The organism is Helicobacter pylori (assembly GCA_008032935.1).
Taxonomy (GTDB): Bacteria; Campylobacterota; Campylobacteria; order Campylobacterales; family Helicobacteraceae; genus Helicobacter; species Helicobacter pylori_CX.
This window is the reverse complement of record CP032039.1, coordinates 378,859-398,809: the sequence shown is the minus strand read 5'-3', so window position 1 is coordinate 398,809 and position 19,951 is coordinate 378,859. Positions and strand designations below refer to the sequence as shown.

Genomic DNA, 19,951 nt, shown 5'->3' with positions numbered 1-19,951 from the left:
CCCCAACTTTGAAGTATAGCATAACTCAAGCGCTAATCCCCTTTAACATTAGCCGCATTAGCCATAAACGCATGCAACTCATTGTATTCTTGGCGGTTCAGAAAACGCACTTTCCCTACCGGCAAGGCATTCAAATTCACAAAACCATAACGAACGCGCCTTAAATCCAACACTCCAGCGTTAAAAAACGCAAAAAAACGCCTCAATTCTCTGTTTTTCCCCTCATTGATAATGACTCTAAGTTTGGAGTATTTGGCATGGTTTTTGATGATTTCATAACCAATAAAGGGGGCAAATTCCATGCTTTTAATGGGGGTTTTTTGGTGCGCTCCCTTAGTGGCGTTTTCTAATTTCAAGCCCTCTTGCATGGCGTTTTCCATCTCTCTTGTAATAAAGCCTTGAATTTTAATGAGATACTCTTTTTCTAAATTCGCATGCATTAAAGCGCTCACCACTGCTTTACTATCGCTTAAGAGTAGCACCCCCTCGCTCGCAAAATCCAAACGCCCCACCGGCGCGAAATGGGCGTATTTTTTCTCCAAGCTTTCATAAATCACGCGCCGTTTTAAGGGATCGGCCTTACTCACTAGTTCGCCCTTTGGCTTGTGATAGACTAACACGCTGAATTTTTTGTTTTTTAAGGGCTTAATGAGTCGTTTGTCTAAAAACACCTTGTCGTTTTCTTTAACCACGCTAGCGAGTTTGGCATGCTCATGGTTGATTTTCACCCGCCCTTCTAAAACCAATTTTTCAGCTTCTCTTCTGGAGTGCTTGGTGTAATGGGCTAAAAACTGGTTGATCCTCAAGCTAAATCCCTCCACTCTAATTCTTTAAAATCGTCCTTAATCTTTTCATTTACCATTAGATCGCTTTGAATTTTGAATTGCTTATCCTTATCCTTGATGATCAAATACAAGGGGCGTTTGCCCTGGTGTTTTAGAGCGCTCTCTTTGATTTGTCTTAAAAACTCTTTTTTCACATCGTTTTCTAACACGATCGCTAAAGAGCAAGAACTAGAAGCGAGTATTTCCATGGGGGGGATTTCGCGCACCTCTTCTTTTTGCTTGTCAGGGTCTTTATAGTGGGCTTTAGGGATTTTAACCTCTCTAGCGCTCTCTAGATCCAAGATTTCAAAAAGCCTCAATCGCGCCACTTCTTCTTGCTCTTCAATCTTGCATTTAAACACTAAAGGCTTATTAATATCCAACTCTTCTAAGGCGTTTAATTGCTTTTCAAACAGCATGAGTTCAAACTTGCCGTATCGATCCAAAATGTCCGCTGTGCCATAAGGCTTACCGCTTCGTTTGCCAATTTTCTTTTTAACTTCCATGATTTTACCCAGCAAATAAGCCTGCGATCCGATTTCTAATTCTTCAATATCAATGCTTTTGACTAAATTTTTAAAGCCCTTAATTTCTTCTTTAAACTCGTCTAAAGGGTTGCCTGAAACATGGATTCCTAAAGTTTCATACTCGCATTCTAAAAGCGTTTTAGCGTCATGCTCGCCCAAATCAATCATGTCCAAAATAACCTGCTCTTTAATTCTGCCTTCCATGGCTCCAAAAAGGGAGTTGCCCCCTTGCATCATTTCATTAGCCTTGTCTTTAGCGCGCCCGGCATCGCAGATCAAATCCAAGTTAGCGAGCATGGTTTTTCTAGTGTAGCCTAAATTGTCCAAGCTCCCTGATTTCACCAATGGCTCTAAAGATTTTTTAGTGAGTTTAGAAAAATCCACCCGTGAAATAAAATCTTCCAAACTCTTATAATCCCCTTTAGCCCTTTCTTCAATGATGTTTTTAATCGGCTCACCCCCAACCCCTTTGATCGCTCCCAAACCAAACACGATTTTCTTTTCTAACTCGCCTTTTTGATTTTTAAACTCCGCCACGCTGAAATCTTGCATAGAAGAATTGATGTGCGGAGGCATCACTTCAATTTCTAAAGCCCTAACCTCATCAATATAGCGTGCTACGGATTCGATCTTATTGGATTCGCTAGTGAGCATCGCTGCCATGAACTCATGCTTGTAATAAGTCTTTAAATACGCCGTTTGGAAAGTGATCATCGCATAAGCGGCTGAATGCGATTTGTTGAAACCATAGCCGGCAAATTTAACGATCAAATCCCATAAATTAGCCGCCTTTTGGCCATCATGCCCTAAATTTTTAGCGCCTTCAACAAACTTAGCCTTATTATCTGCCATGATCTGAGCGTCTTTTTTCCCCATAGCGCGGCGGATGAGATCCGCTTCACCCAAACTAAAACCACCGATAGTTTGCACGATTTGCATCACCTGCTCTTGATAGACGATCGTGCCGTAAGTGGGCTTTAAGATCGGCTCTAATTCTTTAAACGCATAAGCGATAGGCTCAACGCCATGCTTTCTGTTCACAAAATCATCTACCATGCCTGATTCCATGGGTCCTGGTCTCCCTAGCGCGATAATGGCGATAATGTCTTCAAAGCTTGAAGGCCTTAAGCGCTTGTTAAGCCCTTGAAACATTCCGGATTCAATTTGGAAGATCCCCACCGTATCCCCGCTTTGGATCGTTTTATACACTTTCGGATCGTCCATATCCAACGATAAAAAATCCACATCAATGTTATGCTGCGTTTTAATGATTTTAAGCGCATCATCAATCACGGTCAAGGTTTTAAGCCCCAAGAAGTCAAACTTGATCAAATCCACCGGCTCTAAATACTTCATGGAATATTGCGTAACGATACCGCCGGTTTTTTCAGAAGCAAACAAAGGGGTTTTGTGCCACAACTCTTTTTGGCTATCCACCACTAAAGCTGCGGCATGCACGCCTGCGTTGCGGTTTAAATTCTCTAAATTGAGCGAATATTCCCACACTTGTTTGGCTAATTCATTACTCTCTACTAATTCCTTGATTTTAGGCTCTAATTCCCACGCCCCCTCTATGAACTCGCCATTTTTTTCATAGCCCTTAAGCGTGATGCCTAAGCGGTTAGGAATGAGCTTGGCAAAATCATCGGCTTCTTTATAGGGCATGTCCAAAACCCTTGCAACATCTCTGATCACGCCTTTAGCCAACATCTTATTAAAAGTGATGACCTGAGCCACATTGTATTTGCCGTATTTTTCAATCATGTATTCTATGATTTCCTTACGCCGGCGCTGGCAAAAATCCGTATCAATATCAGGCATGCTGATTCTTTCAGGGTTCAAAAACCTTTCAAAGAGCAAATCGTATTTCAAAGGGTCAATATCGGTGATTTTTAAGGCAAAAGCCACCAAACTCCCGGCCGCACTCCCCCTACCAGGCCCTACAGGAATACCCATTTCTTTAGCGTAACGGATAAAATCCCACACAATCAGCATATACCCTGGGAATTTCATGTTCGTAATGACTTCAATTTCTTTTTCTAAGCGTTCTTGGTATTGATCATGCTTTTCTTTTGGCACTAAGATTAAGCGCTCTTTCAAGCCCTCTCTAGCCTTATAGGCGAAATAAGAAGCGTCATCTTCAAAATCCAGCCCCTCATTTTGAGCGTAAGCTTTAGTGAATTTGAAACTTGGGGGGTTGGGGGGTTCTTCTTATCGTCTTTTAAATCAATCTCTAAAACGCATTTATCCGCAATTTCTTGGGTGTTTTCTAAGGCTTCTGGAATATCTGCAAAGAGCTTTGCCATTTCTTCGGGGGACTTGATGTAAAACTCATGCACGGAGTGTTTCAAGCGCCCCTTATCGTTTAGGGTTTTACCCATCGCTACGCACATCGCTACTTCTTGAGCCTTAGCGTCATTGGGCATGGTGTAGTGGGTGTCGTTGGTGGCAATGATTTTTAACCCTGTTTCTAAAGACATTTTAATGACTTGTTTATCAATGAATCGCTGATCCAAAATGCCATGGCGCATGATTTCTAAATAAAAATCGTCTTCAAAAATCTCTTGGTATTCGCAAGCGATTCTTTTAGCTTCATCATAGCCTTTAGCCCCATACTTGCGGTTTCTCTCATTATTGGTATTCAAATGGTAATTGACTTCCCCTTGCAAGCACGCGCTAGAAGCGATAATGCCTTTAGAATGCTCCCTTAAAAGCTTTTTATTGATGCGCGGAAAATAATAAAACCCCTCTAAATACGCCATAGAGCTTAAGAACATCAAATTTTCATAGCCCTCTTGGTTTTTAGCGAATAGGCACAAATGGAAACGCTGCTTGGTTTCTTTGCTAGAAAGATTATCATCGTTATGGATATACGCTTCCATGCCGATAATAGGCTTAATGCCTTCTTTTTTCATGCTCGTATAAAAATCAATCGCTCCAAACATGTTCCCATGGTCGGTTACGCTCACGCTTTTCATGCCCAATTCTTTAATGCGTTTGGCTAGAATTTTAATCTTGTTCGCCCCGTCTAAAAGCGAATATTCTGTGTGCAAGTGCAAATGCGTGAAGGCTTTATTCTCTTTCATTGTATAACCCCTATTTGGATTTAATGCCATTATACCTACCGCTCTTTAAAAAACTCTTTATTAGATTATTTAGTGGTGAATTATTTTAAAATGGTGGTTATAATAAGAAAGTTTTGTTTTATTTTTAACGATATTTTAGGAGTTCATCATGAAAAAATCCATTTTGTTGGGCGTTTGTCTGGCTTTTTCTTGCGCTCATGCCCTAAACGATTTAGAATTGATTAAAAAAGCGAGGGAAAGCCAGTTAGAACCCATGCCTATGGGCAAAGCGCTCAAAGAATACCAAATCAAAAAAACCAGAGATGTGGGTATTGGCACCAAAAACAGCGAAATCATGACCTCCGCTCAAGTGGAATTAGGCAAAATGCTCTATTTTGACCCTAGGATTTCCACTTCCTATCTCGTGTCTTGCAACACATGCCATAATCTGGGCTTAGGCGGAGTGGATTTAGTCCCAAGCACGGTAGGTTCTCAATGGAAGAAAAACCCCCACCTTTTAAGTTCCCCAACGGTGTATAACTCTGTGTTTAACGATGTGCAGTTTTGGGATGGTAGGGTTACGCATTTAAACGAACAAGCGCAAGGGCCGATTCAGTCTTCTTTTGAAATGGGGGCTGATCCTAAAGTGGTGGTAGAAAAAATCAATTCCATGCCAGGCTATGTCAAACTCTTTAGAAAAGCCTATGGCTCTAAAGTCAAAATTGATTTTAAATTGATCGCTGATAGTATCGCTATGTTTGAAGCCACGCTCATCACCCCAAGCCGTTACGATGATTTTTTAAGAGGCAATCCTAAAGCGCTCAGCAAAGCCGAAAAAGAGGGGCTGGATTTATTCATTTCTAAAGGCTGTGTGGCTTGCCATAACGGCATCAATCTTGGGGGAACGATGCAGCCTTTTGGGGTGGTCAAACCTTATAAATTCGCTAATGTGGGCGATTTCAAAGGCGATAAAAACGGGCTTGTGAAAGTGCCTACTTTAAGGAATATCACCGAAACGATGCCTTATTTCCATAACGGGCAGTTTTGGGATGTCAAGGATGCGATTAAAGAAATGGGCTCTATCCAGTTAGGCATTGAAATCAGCGATGAGGAAGCGAAAAAAATTGAAACTTTCTTTGGAGCCTTAAGGGGTAAAAAACCTAAAATAATCTACCCAGAACTCCCCATAATGACAGACAAAACCCCTAAACCCTCTTTTTGATTTTAAAAAGTCCTTTTAGGGGGCTTTGGCGCCAAATCTAAAAACCGCTCAAAGTATCAGCATCTTTTGCGATCAAAATAATAAAAAGCTTTCAAAAAACAAGCGATAACCCCTTAAAAAGCGATCTTTATGGGGTTTAGAGGGATTTAGTTGGAGGGTTGTAGGGGGAGAATTGTTTCAAAATACCCCTATCCCCTTAAAAGAATGAGTTTTACTCCTATTTTTTAAAAATTTTTTAATCTCTTTATCATTTAGAATGTTTTTTGATTTTAGATCGCATTTAAAACACAAAACATAAACTCAAGGCGTTTTCAAATAAATTTTCATTTTTTGGTTGTCTAAAATGAGCGTGTCCTTGCCCTTAGTTACCGTAAAATTACCCTTAAAATTCTCCATAAATTCCAATTCAAACGCCATTAAATGCTCATCTTTACACACTTTTCTTGAAATCCCGCTATCTTCAATCCCAATGTGCCTATCGCCCTGCCATACATAGCTGGCAAAATACCGGTTGCAATAGCCTTTGCCATAAATACGATTTTCTTTTTGATCAAACACAAACTCTCCCATAGAGCTTTTAGGCTTTGGCTTCTTTTTAAAAAGCTCATACCAGTGTTTTCTTTTTTCTTTTTGTTCCTGCTCTTTGGCTTCAATCGCTGTTTTATCTTCAGGCAAAGCGGTATTTAGAGAGGAATCTTGCTCTTCTTCATGCTCTCTAAAAGCGCTATCAGCGAGCATGGTTTCAATGTCATACACTTGATGGTTCATTTCCACTTTTTGGATATGCCAATCGTTACTAGAAAGTTTTTTATCAAACATTTTTAAGAAAAAACACCCCGAAAAGACACAAGCCGTTAAAACGCTTGCTCCAGCCAATCGTAAATTCAAACAATTCCTCCTTATTTTTTTAACGGGCTTACGCTTTGCGCTTCAATGGCTTTTTTAATCAAAGAAATCGCTTCTTGCATCGCTTGCGTGCTGACATGTTGGAGGGATTGTATCGCGCTTTCTTGAAAATCTTGATTGCCATTTTTACTCGTTTTGGTGGTTTTATTTTCCAAGCTAGAAATATTTTCATGCTTAATGATCACTCCAGAATGCGAATCGCCTTTCACGCTAATGTCATAGCCTAGCGCGAATTCCGCCCTGTAGGTAGAATTTTCTTTTTCTAAAAGAGAAAACGACAAAATCGTAAAACGAACCGCATAAGTGGGTGCACCCGCGCCATAAGGGGGCAAAGCCACGCCTAAGCATGCTTTTTGCGCTTCTTGCATGAACATGGTTTTTAGCATGTTGCGAGGCAAGTCTATCCATTTTTGGTGCTTCCCATGCGTGATCTGCCCGTCTTGCGCTTTAAACACGATCTCTTTAGTGTTGAATAAATCCGCGCTCAAAATACTAATAAGTCTCACTTCAGTCAAAGGTTTAGGGCATTGCGTGATTTCAAAAGAACTCGCATTCAAATCATAAGTTCTGATCTCTGGTAGCATTTGTTTTAAATTGATGCTCAAGCAACCCTGAAGCAATAGGGCGAATACTGATGAGAATGAAAAGATTTTTATCGCCGTAGCTCTCATGGTTATTTCCTTTCTCCAAAAATCGTTTTATAGGGGTTAGCGTCAAATTTGTCTATCAAAGCAGAGCCTTTTTCCACAAAATTATCAATGTTTCTTAAGCTCAACTGCGCTTGCATGATTAAAGGAGTGAACATCGCCTTAAAGTCGTATTGCCCCTGTTTGACGCGTTTATCCACATCTAAAGCCACATTATTGACATTAGAAACAAGGTTGTTAGCGTTGTTGATTAGCGAATCAAATTGAGTCTTTCTTGAATCCAAGTTAGCGATGAGATCATCTACTGAAGCGAGAATGTGCTTGAATTTTTCCACATTTTCATCGTCTAAAATCCTATTCACATTCCTGATCGCTTTCATCACTTCTTGCACCACTTGATTAGCATCACCGCTCAAGCGATCCATAAGCCCTTCTTTAAAGATTAAAATCCGCTCCCCCTTATCGCCACTACCATAAAATTCTTCATTGTGGCTTTGCTCTAAGGCTAAAAATTTTAACCCCATAAACCCTCTAGAAGAAACCGCCACTTTGGAGTCTTTGCGGATCTTAACGCTGGATTTGATCATCAAATCCAAACGGACCACCCCCACTTTATCCTTTGCAAAACCCACTTTGATGACATTCCCCACTTGAATCCCTTTGTAATTTATGGGCGAGTTGGTCGCAATGCCTCCCAAGTCTTTGTCCGTATAGACCACGTATTCATAATACTTCCCGTCATCTAATCCCAAATGGCCTAGCCATAAAATAAAGCCTACCATGCACACTAAGCATAAAAAGAAGAGCCCGCCGATTAAAGTGTAATTCACATGCCTTTCCAAAATTTCTCTCCTCGTGTTGAATTGAATAAATTGCCTTCATCTAGCCCTTGAGTTTGAGCTTTTTTAATAAAATCTTTTAAATCCCCATTAAACTCCAATAGCCCGTCTTTGAGCATGATAAATCGATCCACGCAATCATGCACGGAGTCTAAATCATGCGTAATCATCACCACCGTAAGCTGTAAGCTCTCTTTGAGCGTCATAATCAATTCATCAAATTTGCCCGCGCTATAAGGATCTAGCCCGCTTGTAGGCTCATCTAGAAATAAGATCTCTGGGTTAGTCGCCATAGCCCTAGCTATACCCACGCGCTTTTTCATCCCCCCGCTCAATTCATAGGGGTAAAGGTGGTAAGCCCTAGGGGGCAAACCCACTCTTTCAATCCACATTTTAGAAATTTCTTCAACAATTTTTTTAGAATAAGCGCCGTATTGCTCTAGCATCACGCCCACATTTTCTAAAACGGTTAAAGAGCTATAGAGCGCGCCAAACTGGAAGCAAATGCCGCAACGGTTAAAAATCTTCTGTTGCTCTCTTTCTTTGAGTTTCCATATATCTTCCCCAAAAAGCAACACTTCCCCCTTTGTGGGGCGATTGAGCAAGATCATGCACCTTAGAAGCGTGCTTTTACCGCTCCCTGAACCCCCTAAAATCGCCATCACTTCGCCCTTATGCACGCTAAAACTCACGCCCCTGTGGATAATGGTACTCCCAAAAGCGCTATGGAGATCCTTCACTTCAATTAAGACTTGATTGTTAGTAGCGTTCATTATATGTTCAACTTAGAAAAGACAATAGAAAAAATAGCGTCTAAGAAAATGATCCAAAACAACGCATTCACGACGCTAATGGTGGTCAAGCGCCCAATGCTCTCGGTATCCCCCTTGACTTCAAACCCGCGCATGCACCCCACCATCGCAATCGCAAACCCCCAAAAAGGGGCTTTGACAATCCCTACCAAAAAATGATTCCAACCCACTGTGTCATGCAGTCTGTCTATATAGCTTGGAAAGCCCAAATCCAATTGGTATTTAATCGCAAACATGCCCCCAAGAATGGCGAACGCATCAGCGATAAACACCAATAAAGGCAAAACAATCACTAAGGCTAACACCCTAGGCAACACTAAAAATTCAAAAGGGTTAAAGCCCATGGTTTTCATGGCGTCCAATTCTTCAGTGATCTTCATCACCCCAATTTGCGCGGTAAAACTGCTCGCGCTCCTCCCAGCCACCACAAGGGTCAAAATAAAAGGACCGATCTCTCTTAAAGCGAGTTTAGCCGTCATTTCCACCGACATTAAAGGTGCACCCATGTCTTGTAATTGTAAAGCCCCTTGTAAAGCAACGGCAAACCCCACGATAAACACCGTTAAAATACTCACTGGCAAAACCTTAAACCCGGATTCATTGATGTGATAGAGCAAAGGAGTGATGCAAAAGCGTTTGGGGTTGAAAACGCTTTTAATGAAGTAAAATAAAATCATGCCGCAAAAATTGAACGCGTTTAAAAAGGTGTTGTAAGTCTCTACAAGACTCTTACCCAATTTAGTGATCAAAAGTTCGTATTTTTTGCCCGCTTTTTTAGACTCTAAATCCTCTTCTTTTTCAAGCCAGTCTTTAACCACTTTCAAAGCGCATGCGTTATTCTCGCTCACGTTGCACAATTCAATGTTTAAAGAACGCTCCTTAACTAAATCAAATAAAAACATGCCAAAAACAAAATCCACTTTTTGGCACCCTGAAAAATCCATTTTTAAAGGCCCTTGATGATCTAATAAATTTTTTTTCAACTCATCTAAACGAAACACGCTCGTTCTAAAATCCCAATCCCCTCTTAAAATCAGCACAGAGTTAGCCCCATCTTTACGCATCTCTAAAAATTTTTGTTTCTCTGTCTTCATTAAAATCTATTCTCTCTCAGATTAGGTAAAATCTATTAACAAAATTTTGTTTGTTAAAACGGTTATTTTAACACAATGATAAAACAAAAGGTTAAACAATATTCTGTTTAATAAAGGATTAGTTATTTTTAAAATGTTTAAAAAAATCATTTTTTTTGGCGTTTTTTTAATGGGGGGTTTTGTTATCTCGCCCCTTGAAGCCATGCCTATTTTGCACGATAAAACCCCTAAAAAAAATTACCAAGAAGCCCATGAAAAGCTCTATAGAAGCATCATTAACCGCCAAAAGCTCACACGCAAAAAAAGCGGGTGGTATTTTTTAGGAGGGTTTGGCGCTGTAGAGGCCATTAAGGACTATCAAGGCAAGGAAATGAAAGATTGGATCGCCACGCTCAATTTAAAAACCGGCGTGCAAAGTTTTTTTAAAAAATACATCGGGATTAGGGGGGTTTTTGCATGGGATCTTGGGTCAGGAAAAGTGAATTACCAAAGCCATGAAGATCCTACCAACTCTTTTTTTACCATGCTTGCGGTGGGTTTGGATGTGATTATGGAATTTCCTTTAGGGAGTTATAAGCATTATTTAGGGGCGTTTGGAGGAGCTAGGGGGGCTTTAGTCGTTTATACAGACAAACAAAATTTCAAGTTTTTTAAACATTCGGTGGTTTCAGGGGGCTTGGCGATTAATGGGGGGTTATGCTCACGCTTTTTTTAAGGCACCGCATTGAATTAGGGTTTAAAATCTTACCCACCGCCAGATTGCTTTCTAGCTCCAAACGCTTTGAGACTTCGCCCTTATTTTATGCGGCATACAGCTATAAATTTTAACCTTTTAGCCAACTTCAAAAATCCAATCTTTAGGGGCTTCTTGTTCGCCTTGCTGGATGGATAAAAGCAAGTCATAAAGTTGTTTAGTAATATGGCCCGGCGCTTCAAAAAAATAAGACTTGTTGTTGTGCGCGATTTCTTTAATGGGCGTAATGATCGCAGCTGTCCCGCACGCTCCGGCTTCTTTAAACGCGCCCAACTCATCCATTAGGATTTCCCTCTCTTCTATGTTGAGGTTCAAATACTCTTTAGCCAAAACCATCAAGCTTTTTCTGGTAACGCTTGGTAAAATGCTTGGCGAATGCGGGGTGATAAAGGCGTTATCATGCGTGATGCCAAAAAAATTCGCCGCCCCCACTTCTTCAATTTTAGTGTGCGTGGCAGGATCTAAATAAATGCAATCATCATAGCCTTGCTCTGTGGCCATTTTGTGGGCTAACAGGCTTGCAGCGTAATTCCCCCCTACTTTCACCCCCCCGGTGCCTTTAGGTGCGGCCCTATCAAAAATCGTAGTGATAAACCTAGCTCCCCCTTTTTCTATACCCCCTTAAAATACGCCCCCACCGGCGCGCAAAACACGATAAAAAGGTATTCATTAGCCGGCTTTACCCCCAAATTATCCCCCACGCCTATGACAAAAGGGCGCAAATACAAACTCGCCCCGCTTTTATAAGGAGCGAGCCATTTTTGATTCGCTTTCACTACTTCAGCGCATGCCTTTAAAAACAACTCTTCGCTCACTTTGGGCATGAGCAGTCTTTCGCATGAAGTTTGCAAGCGTTTGGCGTTTTCTAAAGGGCGGAAGAGTAAAGCTTTCCCCTTTTGAGAGCGGTAAGCTTTCAAGCCTTCAAAACAAGCCTGCCCGTAGTGTAAGACCGGCGAGCCTTCGCTGAGTTGTAACACATTTTCGCTTACCAATTCGCCTTGCGACCAAGAGCCGTTTTTATAAGTAGCGATGAAGCGAAAATCCGTTTTAATGTAGCTAAAGCCTAAATTTTTCCAGTCTAAATTTTCTAAATCTGCCATTTTCACACCTTTAAATGGATAGTTTCAGGTGTGATTGTATCTAAAAAGGGGTTAAAAATCCCTCAAATAACTGATTTGAAACGCATAAACTCTGCGCACATCAGCCTGCAAGGTGTATCCCTTTTCGTTGGTGATAGAGAAAAGCCGGTGCGTGATCGTAGGCACTTTAATCCCTAATTCTAGGCTATTGTGTTTAGCGATATGGGTGCGGACCCCAAACTTCCATAAAAACTGGAAATTGGCCGGGCTATAACTGGAATCGCTGTGGTGCTTTGCATAATTAGCAATTTCTTTACTGATGCTCGTTGCCCAACTATCCCCCGCTAATTGGATCCCCACCACAAAACCAAAAACCATGTTTTCTTTATTCACAAAATCCCACAGCGTATCTAACCCTACACCATAAGTGAATAAATTGACATAATATTGCCCTTGATAGGAATCCCTTTCGGTTAAAGTCGTCCCACCAAAACTAAAACTATTGTAAATAAACCCGCTCTCGCCCACCGGAATGCCCTTTTTCATCACGCCAAAGCGGTTGTGCGCGTAGTCAAAAAACCCATAATAACGCGCACCAAACCATTTTTTCTTACCAAAAAATTGCTTATAGCCCACTTCAAAACCCGCTCCTGCGTAAGGCGGGAACTTTATCAAAGGCTTTTGCAAGCCGTTGTCATTCACCATTTTAGTCTGATTTTGTATCATGCTCACCTGGTAATTGACTCCCACAAAAGCCGCGCTCTCTTCAGCGCTCGCTAAAACACCCAAAGCCCCTAATAATATAATTCTTTTCAACATTCAGTCTTTTCCCTTTATTTTTTGATAATCGCTCTATATTATATTAGCTTAAAATGGCTAAGTATTACTTATAAAGAAATAATAATATATTTTTTCTTAAACTCAATTAAAAAACTAACCTTTTAGTTCATTCCAACGATTCGCCACAAACGCGCTCGTTTCTAACGGCACCCTCAAAGGATACACTTCATCATTGAGAATGCGTTGGATTTCTTGCTGCAACTCTATAGCGTTTTTTTCTTCAATCTCAAAAATCAATTCGTCATGCACTTGCAAAAGCAGCCTCACTGAAGGGTTATTTTTAAAACGCTCGCTCACTTTGAGCATGCCTAATTTCAATAAATCACTCGCGCTCCCTTGAAAAATTGCATTCACGCCCTCTCGCAAATAATTGCCCTTGATGTAATCATTCACGCCATTAAAATCAAACACCCGATAACGCCCAAGCAAAGTGAAGGCTTTAGAAGTTTTTAAAATCTCTTCTTTCATGCGGTTTAAATAATCTTTGATACTAGGGAATCGCTTGAAATACGCTTCTATGTAGCTTTTAGCCTCACTTAAAGAGATGTTTAAAGTTTCGCTCAATTTCTTACTCCCCATGCCATACACCAACCCAAAATTAATGCTTTTAGCGATGGATCGTTTTTCTTTGGCCAAATCTCCACCAAACAACGCCTTAGAAGTTTCTAAATGGATGTCTCGCCCCTTTAAAAACGCCTCCATTAAATCCTTATCCTGGCTAAAATGGGCCAATAAGCGCAATTCAATTTGCGAATAATCCACCCCTAATAAACAATATTCTTTAGAGCTAGCGATAAAGCCCTTACGAATGAGTAAGCCTTTAGGCGATCGCACCGGGATATTTTGCAAATTAGGCGAATGCGAGCTTAAACGCCCGGTAGCTGTGCCGGTTTGGATGAAAGTGGTATGGATTTTATCGTCTTTGTCTTTTAAGCGCAATAAGGGTGTGGTATAAGTGTTAAAAAGCTTGTTCAATTCTCTGTATTCTAAAATCAAAGCGATGCTTGGGTGCTTGTCTAGGATTTTTAACAAGCTTTTTTCATCGGTAGAATGGCTTTTATTTTTAGGAAGCCCTAATTTTTCATACAAAATCTCGCCAAGTTGCTTAGGCGAATTAAGGTTAAAATCCACGCCGATTAGATCCAAAATTTGGCGCTCTAAAACATGCAATTCATTTTTAAACTCCTGCTCTAATCGCTTGAAATAAGGCGCATCAATCTTAAAGCCTTGAAATTCCATGCCCATTAAAACTTTCATAAACGGCGTTTCAATGTCTCTAGCTAAAGTGAGCAAACCCTCTTCTAGCCCCCCTTTTTCAAAATATTCGCACAAACGCTTTAAAGCGTTTAATTCCACGCTTAAAAGTTCTAATTTCTCCGCTTTAGTCTTAAAATCTTTGATTTTTTCATGCGGAACTAGTTCTTCTTTTAAATATTCCTTTAAAACTTCATCAAACCCCACTTTTTCCGGATTTTTTAAAAACGCTAAAATTTGAGTGTCTTGGATGCGAATGTTTTCTAAAGGCACCTGGTATTTGGCTTTTAAAAAGCTCAACAAGGGCTTTAAATCATGCCCAATGATACACGCATGCTGTAACATTTGAGAAAAAGCGTTTTCTAAAAACCCTAAAGAAAAGGGCGAAAATAACGCCTCTTCTAAAGGTAAAAAATAGCCTTGATCTTGTAATAAAAACGCTAGGGCCAGAACTTTTTTTTCTTTATCCAGCACCAAGCGCATAAAAACCCTAGCGTTAGGATTTTCTAGTTTTTCTAAAAACATGTTCAAAGGCTCAGCGCTTTCTAAAACGATCATGCGCGATTTTTTAGGCGCGTTGTCTAAGGCGGAGGCGTTGTCTAATATAGGCGCGTTGTCTAAGGCGGAGGCGTTGTCTAATATAGGCACGCTATCTAATATAGGGGCGTTTTCTACAATTAAAGGCGTAGGGGAATTTTCTAAATCCCTTAAAGTGGAAATAAAACCATATTCTTTCAATTCATCTTTAATTTTCAATAAGGGATTTTCGCTAGGAAAAGCGCAACTCAAAAAATCAAATTCTTTAATGCATTCTCTTTCTAAAGTGGCTAATTCTTTGCTTAAAAACGCGCTTCCTTTGTCTTGTATCAAGGCTTGATACATTTTAGGGCTGAGTAAATTTTTCGCCAAGTCTAAATTTTCATAGATTTTTTCCAAACTCCCCAATCGCTGCAACAATTCCTTAGCGTTCTTGCTCCCAATGCCTTTAACCCCCTTGTAATTATCGCTGCTATCCCCCACAATGCCCTGATAATCCGTGAATTGACTCGGCAAAATCCCGTATTTTTCCACGCAATCTTTCGCCAAAAACTCCGTTTTGCCATCAAAAAGCGCGATTTTATCGCTCAAAAGCTGGTTAAAATCCTTATCTTTAGAATAAATGCGCGTTTTATAAGGGCTTAGCGTGGCTAAACTAGCGATCACGTCATCGGCTTCAAACCCACTTATTTCCACGCAAGTAAAACCCATTTTTTGCAACCATTCTAAAGCGATAGGGATTTGTAAAAGCATCTCTTTAGGGGCGTCTTTACGATTTTGTTTGTATTCGCCTAATTTTTCGGCTCTTTTAGTTTTAGTCTGGCTTTCTAGGGCGAACACGATAAAAGGCATGTTTTTTTATCCTTATAAAATTTTTTAACCATGCCCACAAGCCCTGTTAAAAGCCCCGTAGGAAAGCCCTTATCATTCGTTAAAGGCTTATTTTTAGCGCTCATGTAATAGCTTCTAAACAAATACGCAAAAGTATCAATTAAAGCTAAAGTCCCTTCTTTAATGACTGGCTGCTCCATGATTTAACCCTCTTCCATCAAGCAAATTTTAAATTTAATTGTAACACAAGCTAGTGCGCTTAAAACCCCTTTTAAAATAACGAGTCTTTTTGAATAGGTGTTTCTTGGTTAATAACTTCTTTTGTAGCCTGGATTTTAGCGCTGCAGTATTCAGCCACGCCTTGAATGGTTTGTTTCATCAGGGCGTTGATGAGGGTACGCATGAAATGAAAATCAATGTCATCAAGGGTTTGAACGTTAGCGGTGGGTTTTAGGGGTAGAGAAATTAACTCGTTTTTAACTTTATTCCAACTCGCTTTATTTTCATAACTAAATTTTAGTTTAATAGCCTTATAAATACAAGGCGTAAAAAATAATAGCGTTTCTCTTGTTGGCGTGAATTTTGGTTTTATTAAATAGGCGTTATAAAGAACTCCTGTTTTAAGGGGTTGTGGATAAACATTTGCGGTTGAAACTGCCCCATCATTGACAATATCAATTGTCATTTCTGCACTTTCAAAATCGCTTGACCTACCATAATACATAATTCCATTATCACCATTTTTAGCATTGACAAGAGGTAAATCAAACTCGCTCGTTTGGACTTTTGAAATATCCTTTTGCTTATTAAAGATTTTTTTCTTAAACTTTAAGTCTAATTTTTCAAACAAATCCCCTAGTTTGAAGTGTTGCCATGTTAAGCCGCATGGGGTATTACCCCCCCCCAGAATTGTTGCCGTTGAAAACATTAAGGGCGTTTTCTTCAGCGCTAGAAAGGGTGGTGTTTTCTAGCCCTGTAGCTTTTAAATAAGCCTGAAGTTCGGCGAGCCGACACTGCTCAAGTTCGGCTATGAATGTTTCCATGAAATGAAAATCAATATCCTCAAGGGTTTGAGTTTTAGCGGTGGGTTTTAGGGGTAGAATGACCTTATCGTTTTTAATTTTTACCCATGAACACATGTTTTCATAGCCGAATTTTTTAGGGTAACCAAAAAATAGCGTGGATAAAAACAAGCCGATTTTATGGTTGATTTTAAATTTAGGTTTGAGAGAAAATACCCTAGCGTGTGTTACCATTTTATAAGGGAAACTGCGATAAAACGCGCAACCAAACATGTCAATAGTAATGCTATGGCTTTCAAAAACTTTTGCTTTTATATCGCTTTGCCCTAAAACGCCATTATTGCTAAGCCCTGCGGTGATGACAAATTCGCCCTTATGATTGATGTGGCGTTTTTGAATGTCAAAATCGCCGTTACTCGCTTCAAACAAATCCCCTAATTTGAACTCGCCCCACTTAATAGCGTTGAGTTGGCTGCTAAGGGGGCCAATCACTTTGGGGGCGTTTGGTTTTTTAAAATCAAGCCCACTTCATAAGAAAGGTAATCGGCTATCGTTCTTTTAAAATCCTCTAATTCGGGTTTAGTGTCGTTCTTTTGGTGCGCTTCAAAATTAAAGTCTTTAGCATGCTTGTTTTCGTGCGGCTTGGCGATAAAGTCTTCAATATAGATTGTTTCTAAAGCGCCCCACAGCTCTTTAGAAACTTGAGCGTTTAAGCCGGCTTTGTAAATTTTAATGATTTCTTCGTAGCGTTTGGTGGGGTTAGAGGTTTCATTTAGGCCTCTTTTGGTGCGTTTGAAGCCGTCGTTTCTAAAGTCTATGAATTTAACGGGCTTTTCATAATCGTGCGGCTCATGGGCTTTAAAAATATAGACGCTCGTTTGCACCCCGGCTTGAGGCATGAATAAATCGGTGGGCATTTTAATACTCGCTAAAAGCGAATGCTTTTTTAAAATTTCCACATTGGATTTTAACGCTTGCCCGCTCCCTGCACTATCTTGGATAATGATCGCGCCTAAACCGCCCTTTTGCATGTGCTCTAACCCGAACTTGATAAAAGGCATGCCGTTTTCTTCGTAGCTAAAAGGAGGGTTTAATAAAAGAATATTGGGCTTAAAATCTTCATAAATCTTTTTACTGGTTTCAAAAGTGTTGCCTTTGATGATTAAACTTGATCCATCGCCTCTTAAAATCATGTTAGTGGTGGCTAGAGAAAACATTTCAGCGTTAAGCTCCACGCCTAAAAGCTGCGTGGTTTTCATGGCTTTGATTTTTTCGTTCGCTATAGTGGTGTTTTTACCATAGGTTTTTTCAATGTCTTCAATCATTAAGACCATAGAAGAAATTAAAAAACCCGCACTCCCTGCGGCTAAATCCATCACAAAGGATTTCGCGTTAACCCCTAAAAGTTCGCTCATCATTTTAGTTACATAAGGCGGGGTTAAAACAATGCCTAATTCCTTACCATCCCCTAAAGCGTATTTTAAAAATTCGCTATAAAGTTCGCCCATGATGTCTAAATGACCGGTATTGTCGCTTTCATTAATGGGCTTATGGACAAATTCATAAAGAAAGGTAAAAATTTGCTTGGTGATGCTTGAATCTTTTTCTAAAAGCATGCTTATGGCTTTATCCAGGCTCGTTTCTTTATCGCGCTGAGGGTCTTTACTGATTTCTTTAAAACTGGCGAGCATCAGATCTCGTTTTTCTTCGCTCAAGTTTTTGGTTTTTAAAAATTCGCTAATTTGGTTAAACACTAAAACGCCATCACGGCTAGTGTCGGTTATTTCGCCTTTTAAATCGCTTGGTTTTAAGCCCCCTTTTTTGCCCTTAATTTCTTGCATGGATAAAAGCATGCCGCTCACGTATAGCACGCGCTGAGGCGCGGTGATGTTGTGGTTATGCATAAGGCGGTTGAGTTTTTTAGCGGTTTCGTTTAGATCGGCTTTGGTTTTGATTAAGATAAGATGCTTTTCTTCTTCAGTGAGCGTGCATTCTTTATAAAAAGCGTTAAACGATTCTTGATTTTCTAAAAAATGCAGGTTTTTAGCGTTAGTGAGCTTGTGCGAATTGATCCCGCTCGCAAAAACGTAATACACTTCTATCAAAAGGTGTTCTTCATCATCGCCGGCTATGCCTATGGCGATGCATTCTTTATATTTTTCTTTGTTTCTTAAGATGTTTTGAGCGTAGTGTAAAGCCCCATTCACGGCGAATTTTGAAATGGAATTGTCATCGTTTTGCAACGCGCTGTTTTTGAGCTTTTTTAAATTTTTAGCGTAGAGCTTGTTTTCTATGATTATAGGGATAACGCTTCCTTTATTTTTAGGGTGCGTGTATTTTTCTAAGCTAAAATCTGGCTCGCCATAAGAAGTTTTATCTTTGGTTTTACTCGCATTCAAAAGGGCGTTTTTAAGGCTAGGACTCATTTGGCTTTTAACATTAAAATCCTTATTCTTCACAAGCCCTAATTTTGTCAATTCTTTTTTAACATAGTCATCAACATCATCTTCTAACCGAAAAGCTTGCATGGTTTTATCCTTTTAAAAATAAAATTATAACTCATTCGTCCGCGCTGCAAAGTGCGATCGCAAAGTGCGCTTTAATGTTTAGGGTTTTAAGGTATTTTAGGGCTTCTTTTAGGGTGGTGCCGGTGGTGATAATATCATCTAATAAAAAATAATCTAAATTCTCATCGCCTTTGAAGGTGAAATCCCGTGGGTTATTGGTGCGAAATTCCAGGCTTTTCCCGGCATACGAAACAGCATTATTAGCCCTTAAACGCCCGTAAGTGGGCTTTAAATTCCCTTGACAAAAGCCTTTTAAAAGCGCGGCTGAATGCGAGTAAAAGGATTTGATTTTATCATCAATGGCGATGCCATAAAAGGGAATATTCAAGCCTTTTTCTTGTAAAATCCTTACAAATTCCGCGCCGGCTTTTTGAGAAAGCAAGGGCAAAATGCGAGAGCCAATCAGCGCGTATTTGCTTTTAATGAGTTCTTCTATTTCGCTATAAGCGTAAAAACTATACACGCTCACGCCCTCTAAAACCCTTACTTTTAAGCTTAAGGGCAGATCGTTTAAGCAATTTGGGCAAAGAGGCTTAAAAGAAAGCTTCAAGCAAGTTAAACAACGCATTCTATAAAGGCGGCGATTTGTTCGTGCAAGTTTTTAACGCTTTCTTTGGCGTTTAGTTCCAAAACTTCGCACCCGAATTTTTCTCTTAGTGCATAAGCGTGGGTTTTGATCTTTTGCTGGATATGAAGTAATTTTTCTGTGCCTTGGTTTTCTATTTTGTCTAAACTTTTAAGGCTTAAGCGCTGTTTTAAGCCCTCTTCATCTATCACTAAAAGAATGATTTTTTCAGGCAAGACGCTTTGAGTGGCGAGCAGGTTTAATTCTAAGCTTGAAAATTGGCTATAAGCCATGCCAGAAATCAAACTCCTGTCGCTAATGATGAGTCTTTTTTCTTTCAATGCCGGTTTGATCACGCTTTCTACATGCTCAGCCCTATCGCTTAAAAATAAAAACGCTCTAGCCAATTCGCTGATGTTTTCATTTAAAGCGATACGCCTTAAACTCTCGCCCATTCTCGTCCCCCCTGGCTCTTTGGTAAAAAGGGCGTTTTTAAACCTGTTTTTTAATAATTCCACTTGAGTGCTTTTGCCCGCGCCATCAACGCCTTCTAACGCCACATACAT

13 protein-coding genes and 4 pseudogenes are annotated in these 19,951 nt (G+C 40.1%); 2 read left to right on the top strand and 15 right to left on the bottom strand.

Features of this window, described 5'->3' with window-relative positions:
• Positions 1-32 precede the first annotated feature (32 nt).
• Together D2C78_01985 and D2C78_01980 are read right to left on the bottom strand one after the other, a co-directional pair.
• Positions 33-821, bottom strand: a complete 789-nt coding sequence (locus tag D2C78_01985) for an rRNA pseudouridine synthase (protein QEF34835.1) — start codon at positions 819-821, stop codon at positions 33-35.
• Positions 803-4,437: pseudogene (locus tag D2C78_01980) on the bottom strand (DNA polymerase III subunit alpha). The gene D2C78_01985 and the pseudogene D2C78_01980 overlap by 19 nt, the downstream one beginning before the upstream one ends.
• A 148-nt stretch (positions 4,438-4,585) precedes the next feature.
• Here D2C78_01980 and D2C78_01975 point away from each other — a divergent pair.
• Positions 4,586-5,638 carry a cytochrome-c peroxidase gene (locus D2C78_01975; GenBank protein ID QEF34834.1) on the top strand — a complete coding sequence of 351 codons (1,053 nt, stop codon included), beginning with the start codon at positions 4,586-4,588 and terminating at the stop codon, positions 5,636-5,638.
• Between the two features lie 300 nt (positions 5,639-5,938).
• Here D2C78_01975 and D2C78_01970 read toward each other — a convergent pair whose 3' ends face one another.
• From D2C78_01970 to D2C78_01950, 5 genes are all read right to left on the bottom strand, one after another.
• Entirely contained in the window at positions 5,939-6,457 is a 519-nt protein-coding gene (locus D2C78_01970) for an META domain-containing protein (protein QEF35798.1), read from the bottom strand.
• An 80-nt stretch (positions 6,458-6,537) separates the two neighbouring features.
• On the bottom strand, positions 6,538-7,215 hold the full coding sequence (locus D2C78_01965; GenBank protein QEF34833.1) for a hypothetical protein: 678 nt from the start codon (positions 7,213-7,215) through the stop codon (positions 6,538-6,540).
• Between the two features lie 2 nt (positions 7,216-7,217).
• Positions 7,218-8,033, bottom strand: coding sequence for an MCE family protein (locus D2C78_01960; GenBank protein QEF34832.1), 816 nt, complete (start codon positions 8,031-8,033; stop codon positions 7,218-7,220).
• Positions 8,018-8,803 carry an ABC transporter ATP-binding protein gene (locus D2C78_01955; GenBank protein ID QEF34831.1) on the bottom strand — a complete coding sequence of 262 codons (786 nt, stop codon included), beginning with the start codon at positions 8,801-8,803 and terminating at the stop codon, positions 8,018-8,020. The genes D2C78_01960 and D2C78_01955 overlap by 16 nt, the downstream gene beginning before the upstream one ends.
• Entirely contained in the window at positions 8,803-9,936 is a 1,134-nt protein-coding gene (locus D2C78_01950; protein QEF34830.1) for an ABC transporter permease, read from the bottom strand. The genes D2C78_01955 and D2C78_01950 overlap by 1 nt, the downstream gene beginning before the upstream one ends.
• A 133-nt stretch (positions 9,937-10,069) precedes the next feature.
• Here D2C78_01950 and D2C78_01945 point away from each other — a divergent pair.
• Positions 10,070-10,764: pseudogene (locus D2C78_01945) on the top strand (outer membrane protein).
• A 4-nt stretch (positions 10,765-10,768) separates the two neighbouring features.
• On the opposite strand, the pseudogene ilvE reads toward D2C78_01945, so the two are convergent.
• From ilvE to D2C78_01905, 8 genes and pseudogenes are all read right to left on the bottom strand, one after another.
• Positions 10,769-11,790: pseudogene (gene ilvE / locus D2C78_01940) on the bottom strand (branched-chain-amino-acid transaminase).
• 51 nt (positions 11,791-11,841) lie between these two features.
• Positions 11,842-12,588 carry an outer membrane protein gene (locus D2C78_01935; GenBank protein QEF34829.1) on the bottom strand — a complete coding sequence of 249 codons (747 nt, stop codon included), beginning with the start codon at positions 12,586-12,588 and terminating at the stop codon, positions 11,842-11,844.
• A gap of 114 nt (positions 12,589-12,702) precedes the next feature.
• Positions 12,703-15,434: pseudogene (gene polA / locus D2C78_01930) on the bottom strand (DNA polymerase I).
• 68 nt (positions 15,435-15,502) lie between these two features.
• Positions 15,503-16,081 carry a restriction endonuclease gene (locus D2C78_01925; protein QEF34828.1) on the bottom strand — a complete coding sequence of 193 codons (579 nt, stop codon included), beginning with the start codon at positions 16,079-16,081 and terminating at the stop codon, positions 15,503-15,505.
• 43 nt (positions 16,082-16,124) lie between these two features.
• Positions 16,125-16,745 (bottom strand): restriction endonuclease subunit S, encoded by a 621-nt coding sequence (locus D2C78_01920; protein QEF34827.1) that lies wholly within the window; start codon positions 16,743-16,745, stop codon positions 16,125-16,127.
• Positions 16,742-18,781 (bottom strand): SAM-dependent DNA methyltransferase, encoded by a 2,040-nt coding sequence (locus tag D2C78_01915; protein ID QEF34826.1) that lies wholly within the window; start codon positions 18,779-18,781, stop codon positions 16,742-16,744. Before D2C78_01915 ends, D2C78_01920 begins: the two co-directional genes overlap by 4 nt.
• Positions 18,782-18,812: 31 nt before the next feature.
• On the bottom strand, positions 18,813-19,388 hold the full coding sequence (locus D2C78_01910) for a ComF family protein (GenBank protein QEF34825.1): 576 nt from the start codon (positions 19,386-19,388) through the stop codon (positions 18,813-18,815).
• Positions 19,376-19,951 carry a dTMP kinase gene (locus tag D2C78_01905; protein QEF34824.1) on the bottom strand — a complete coding sequence of 192 codons (576 nt, stop codon included), beginning with the start codon at positions 19,949-19,951 and terminating at the stop codon, positions 19,376-19,378. The genes D2C78_01910 and D2C78_01905 overlap by 13 nt, the downstream gene beginning before the upstream one ends.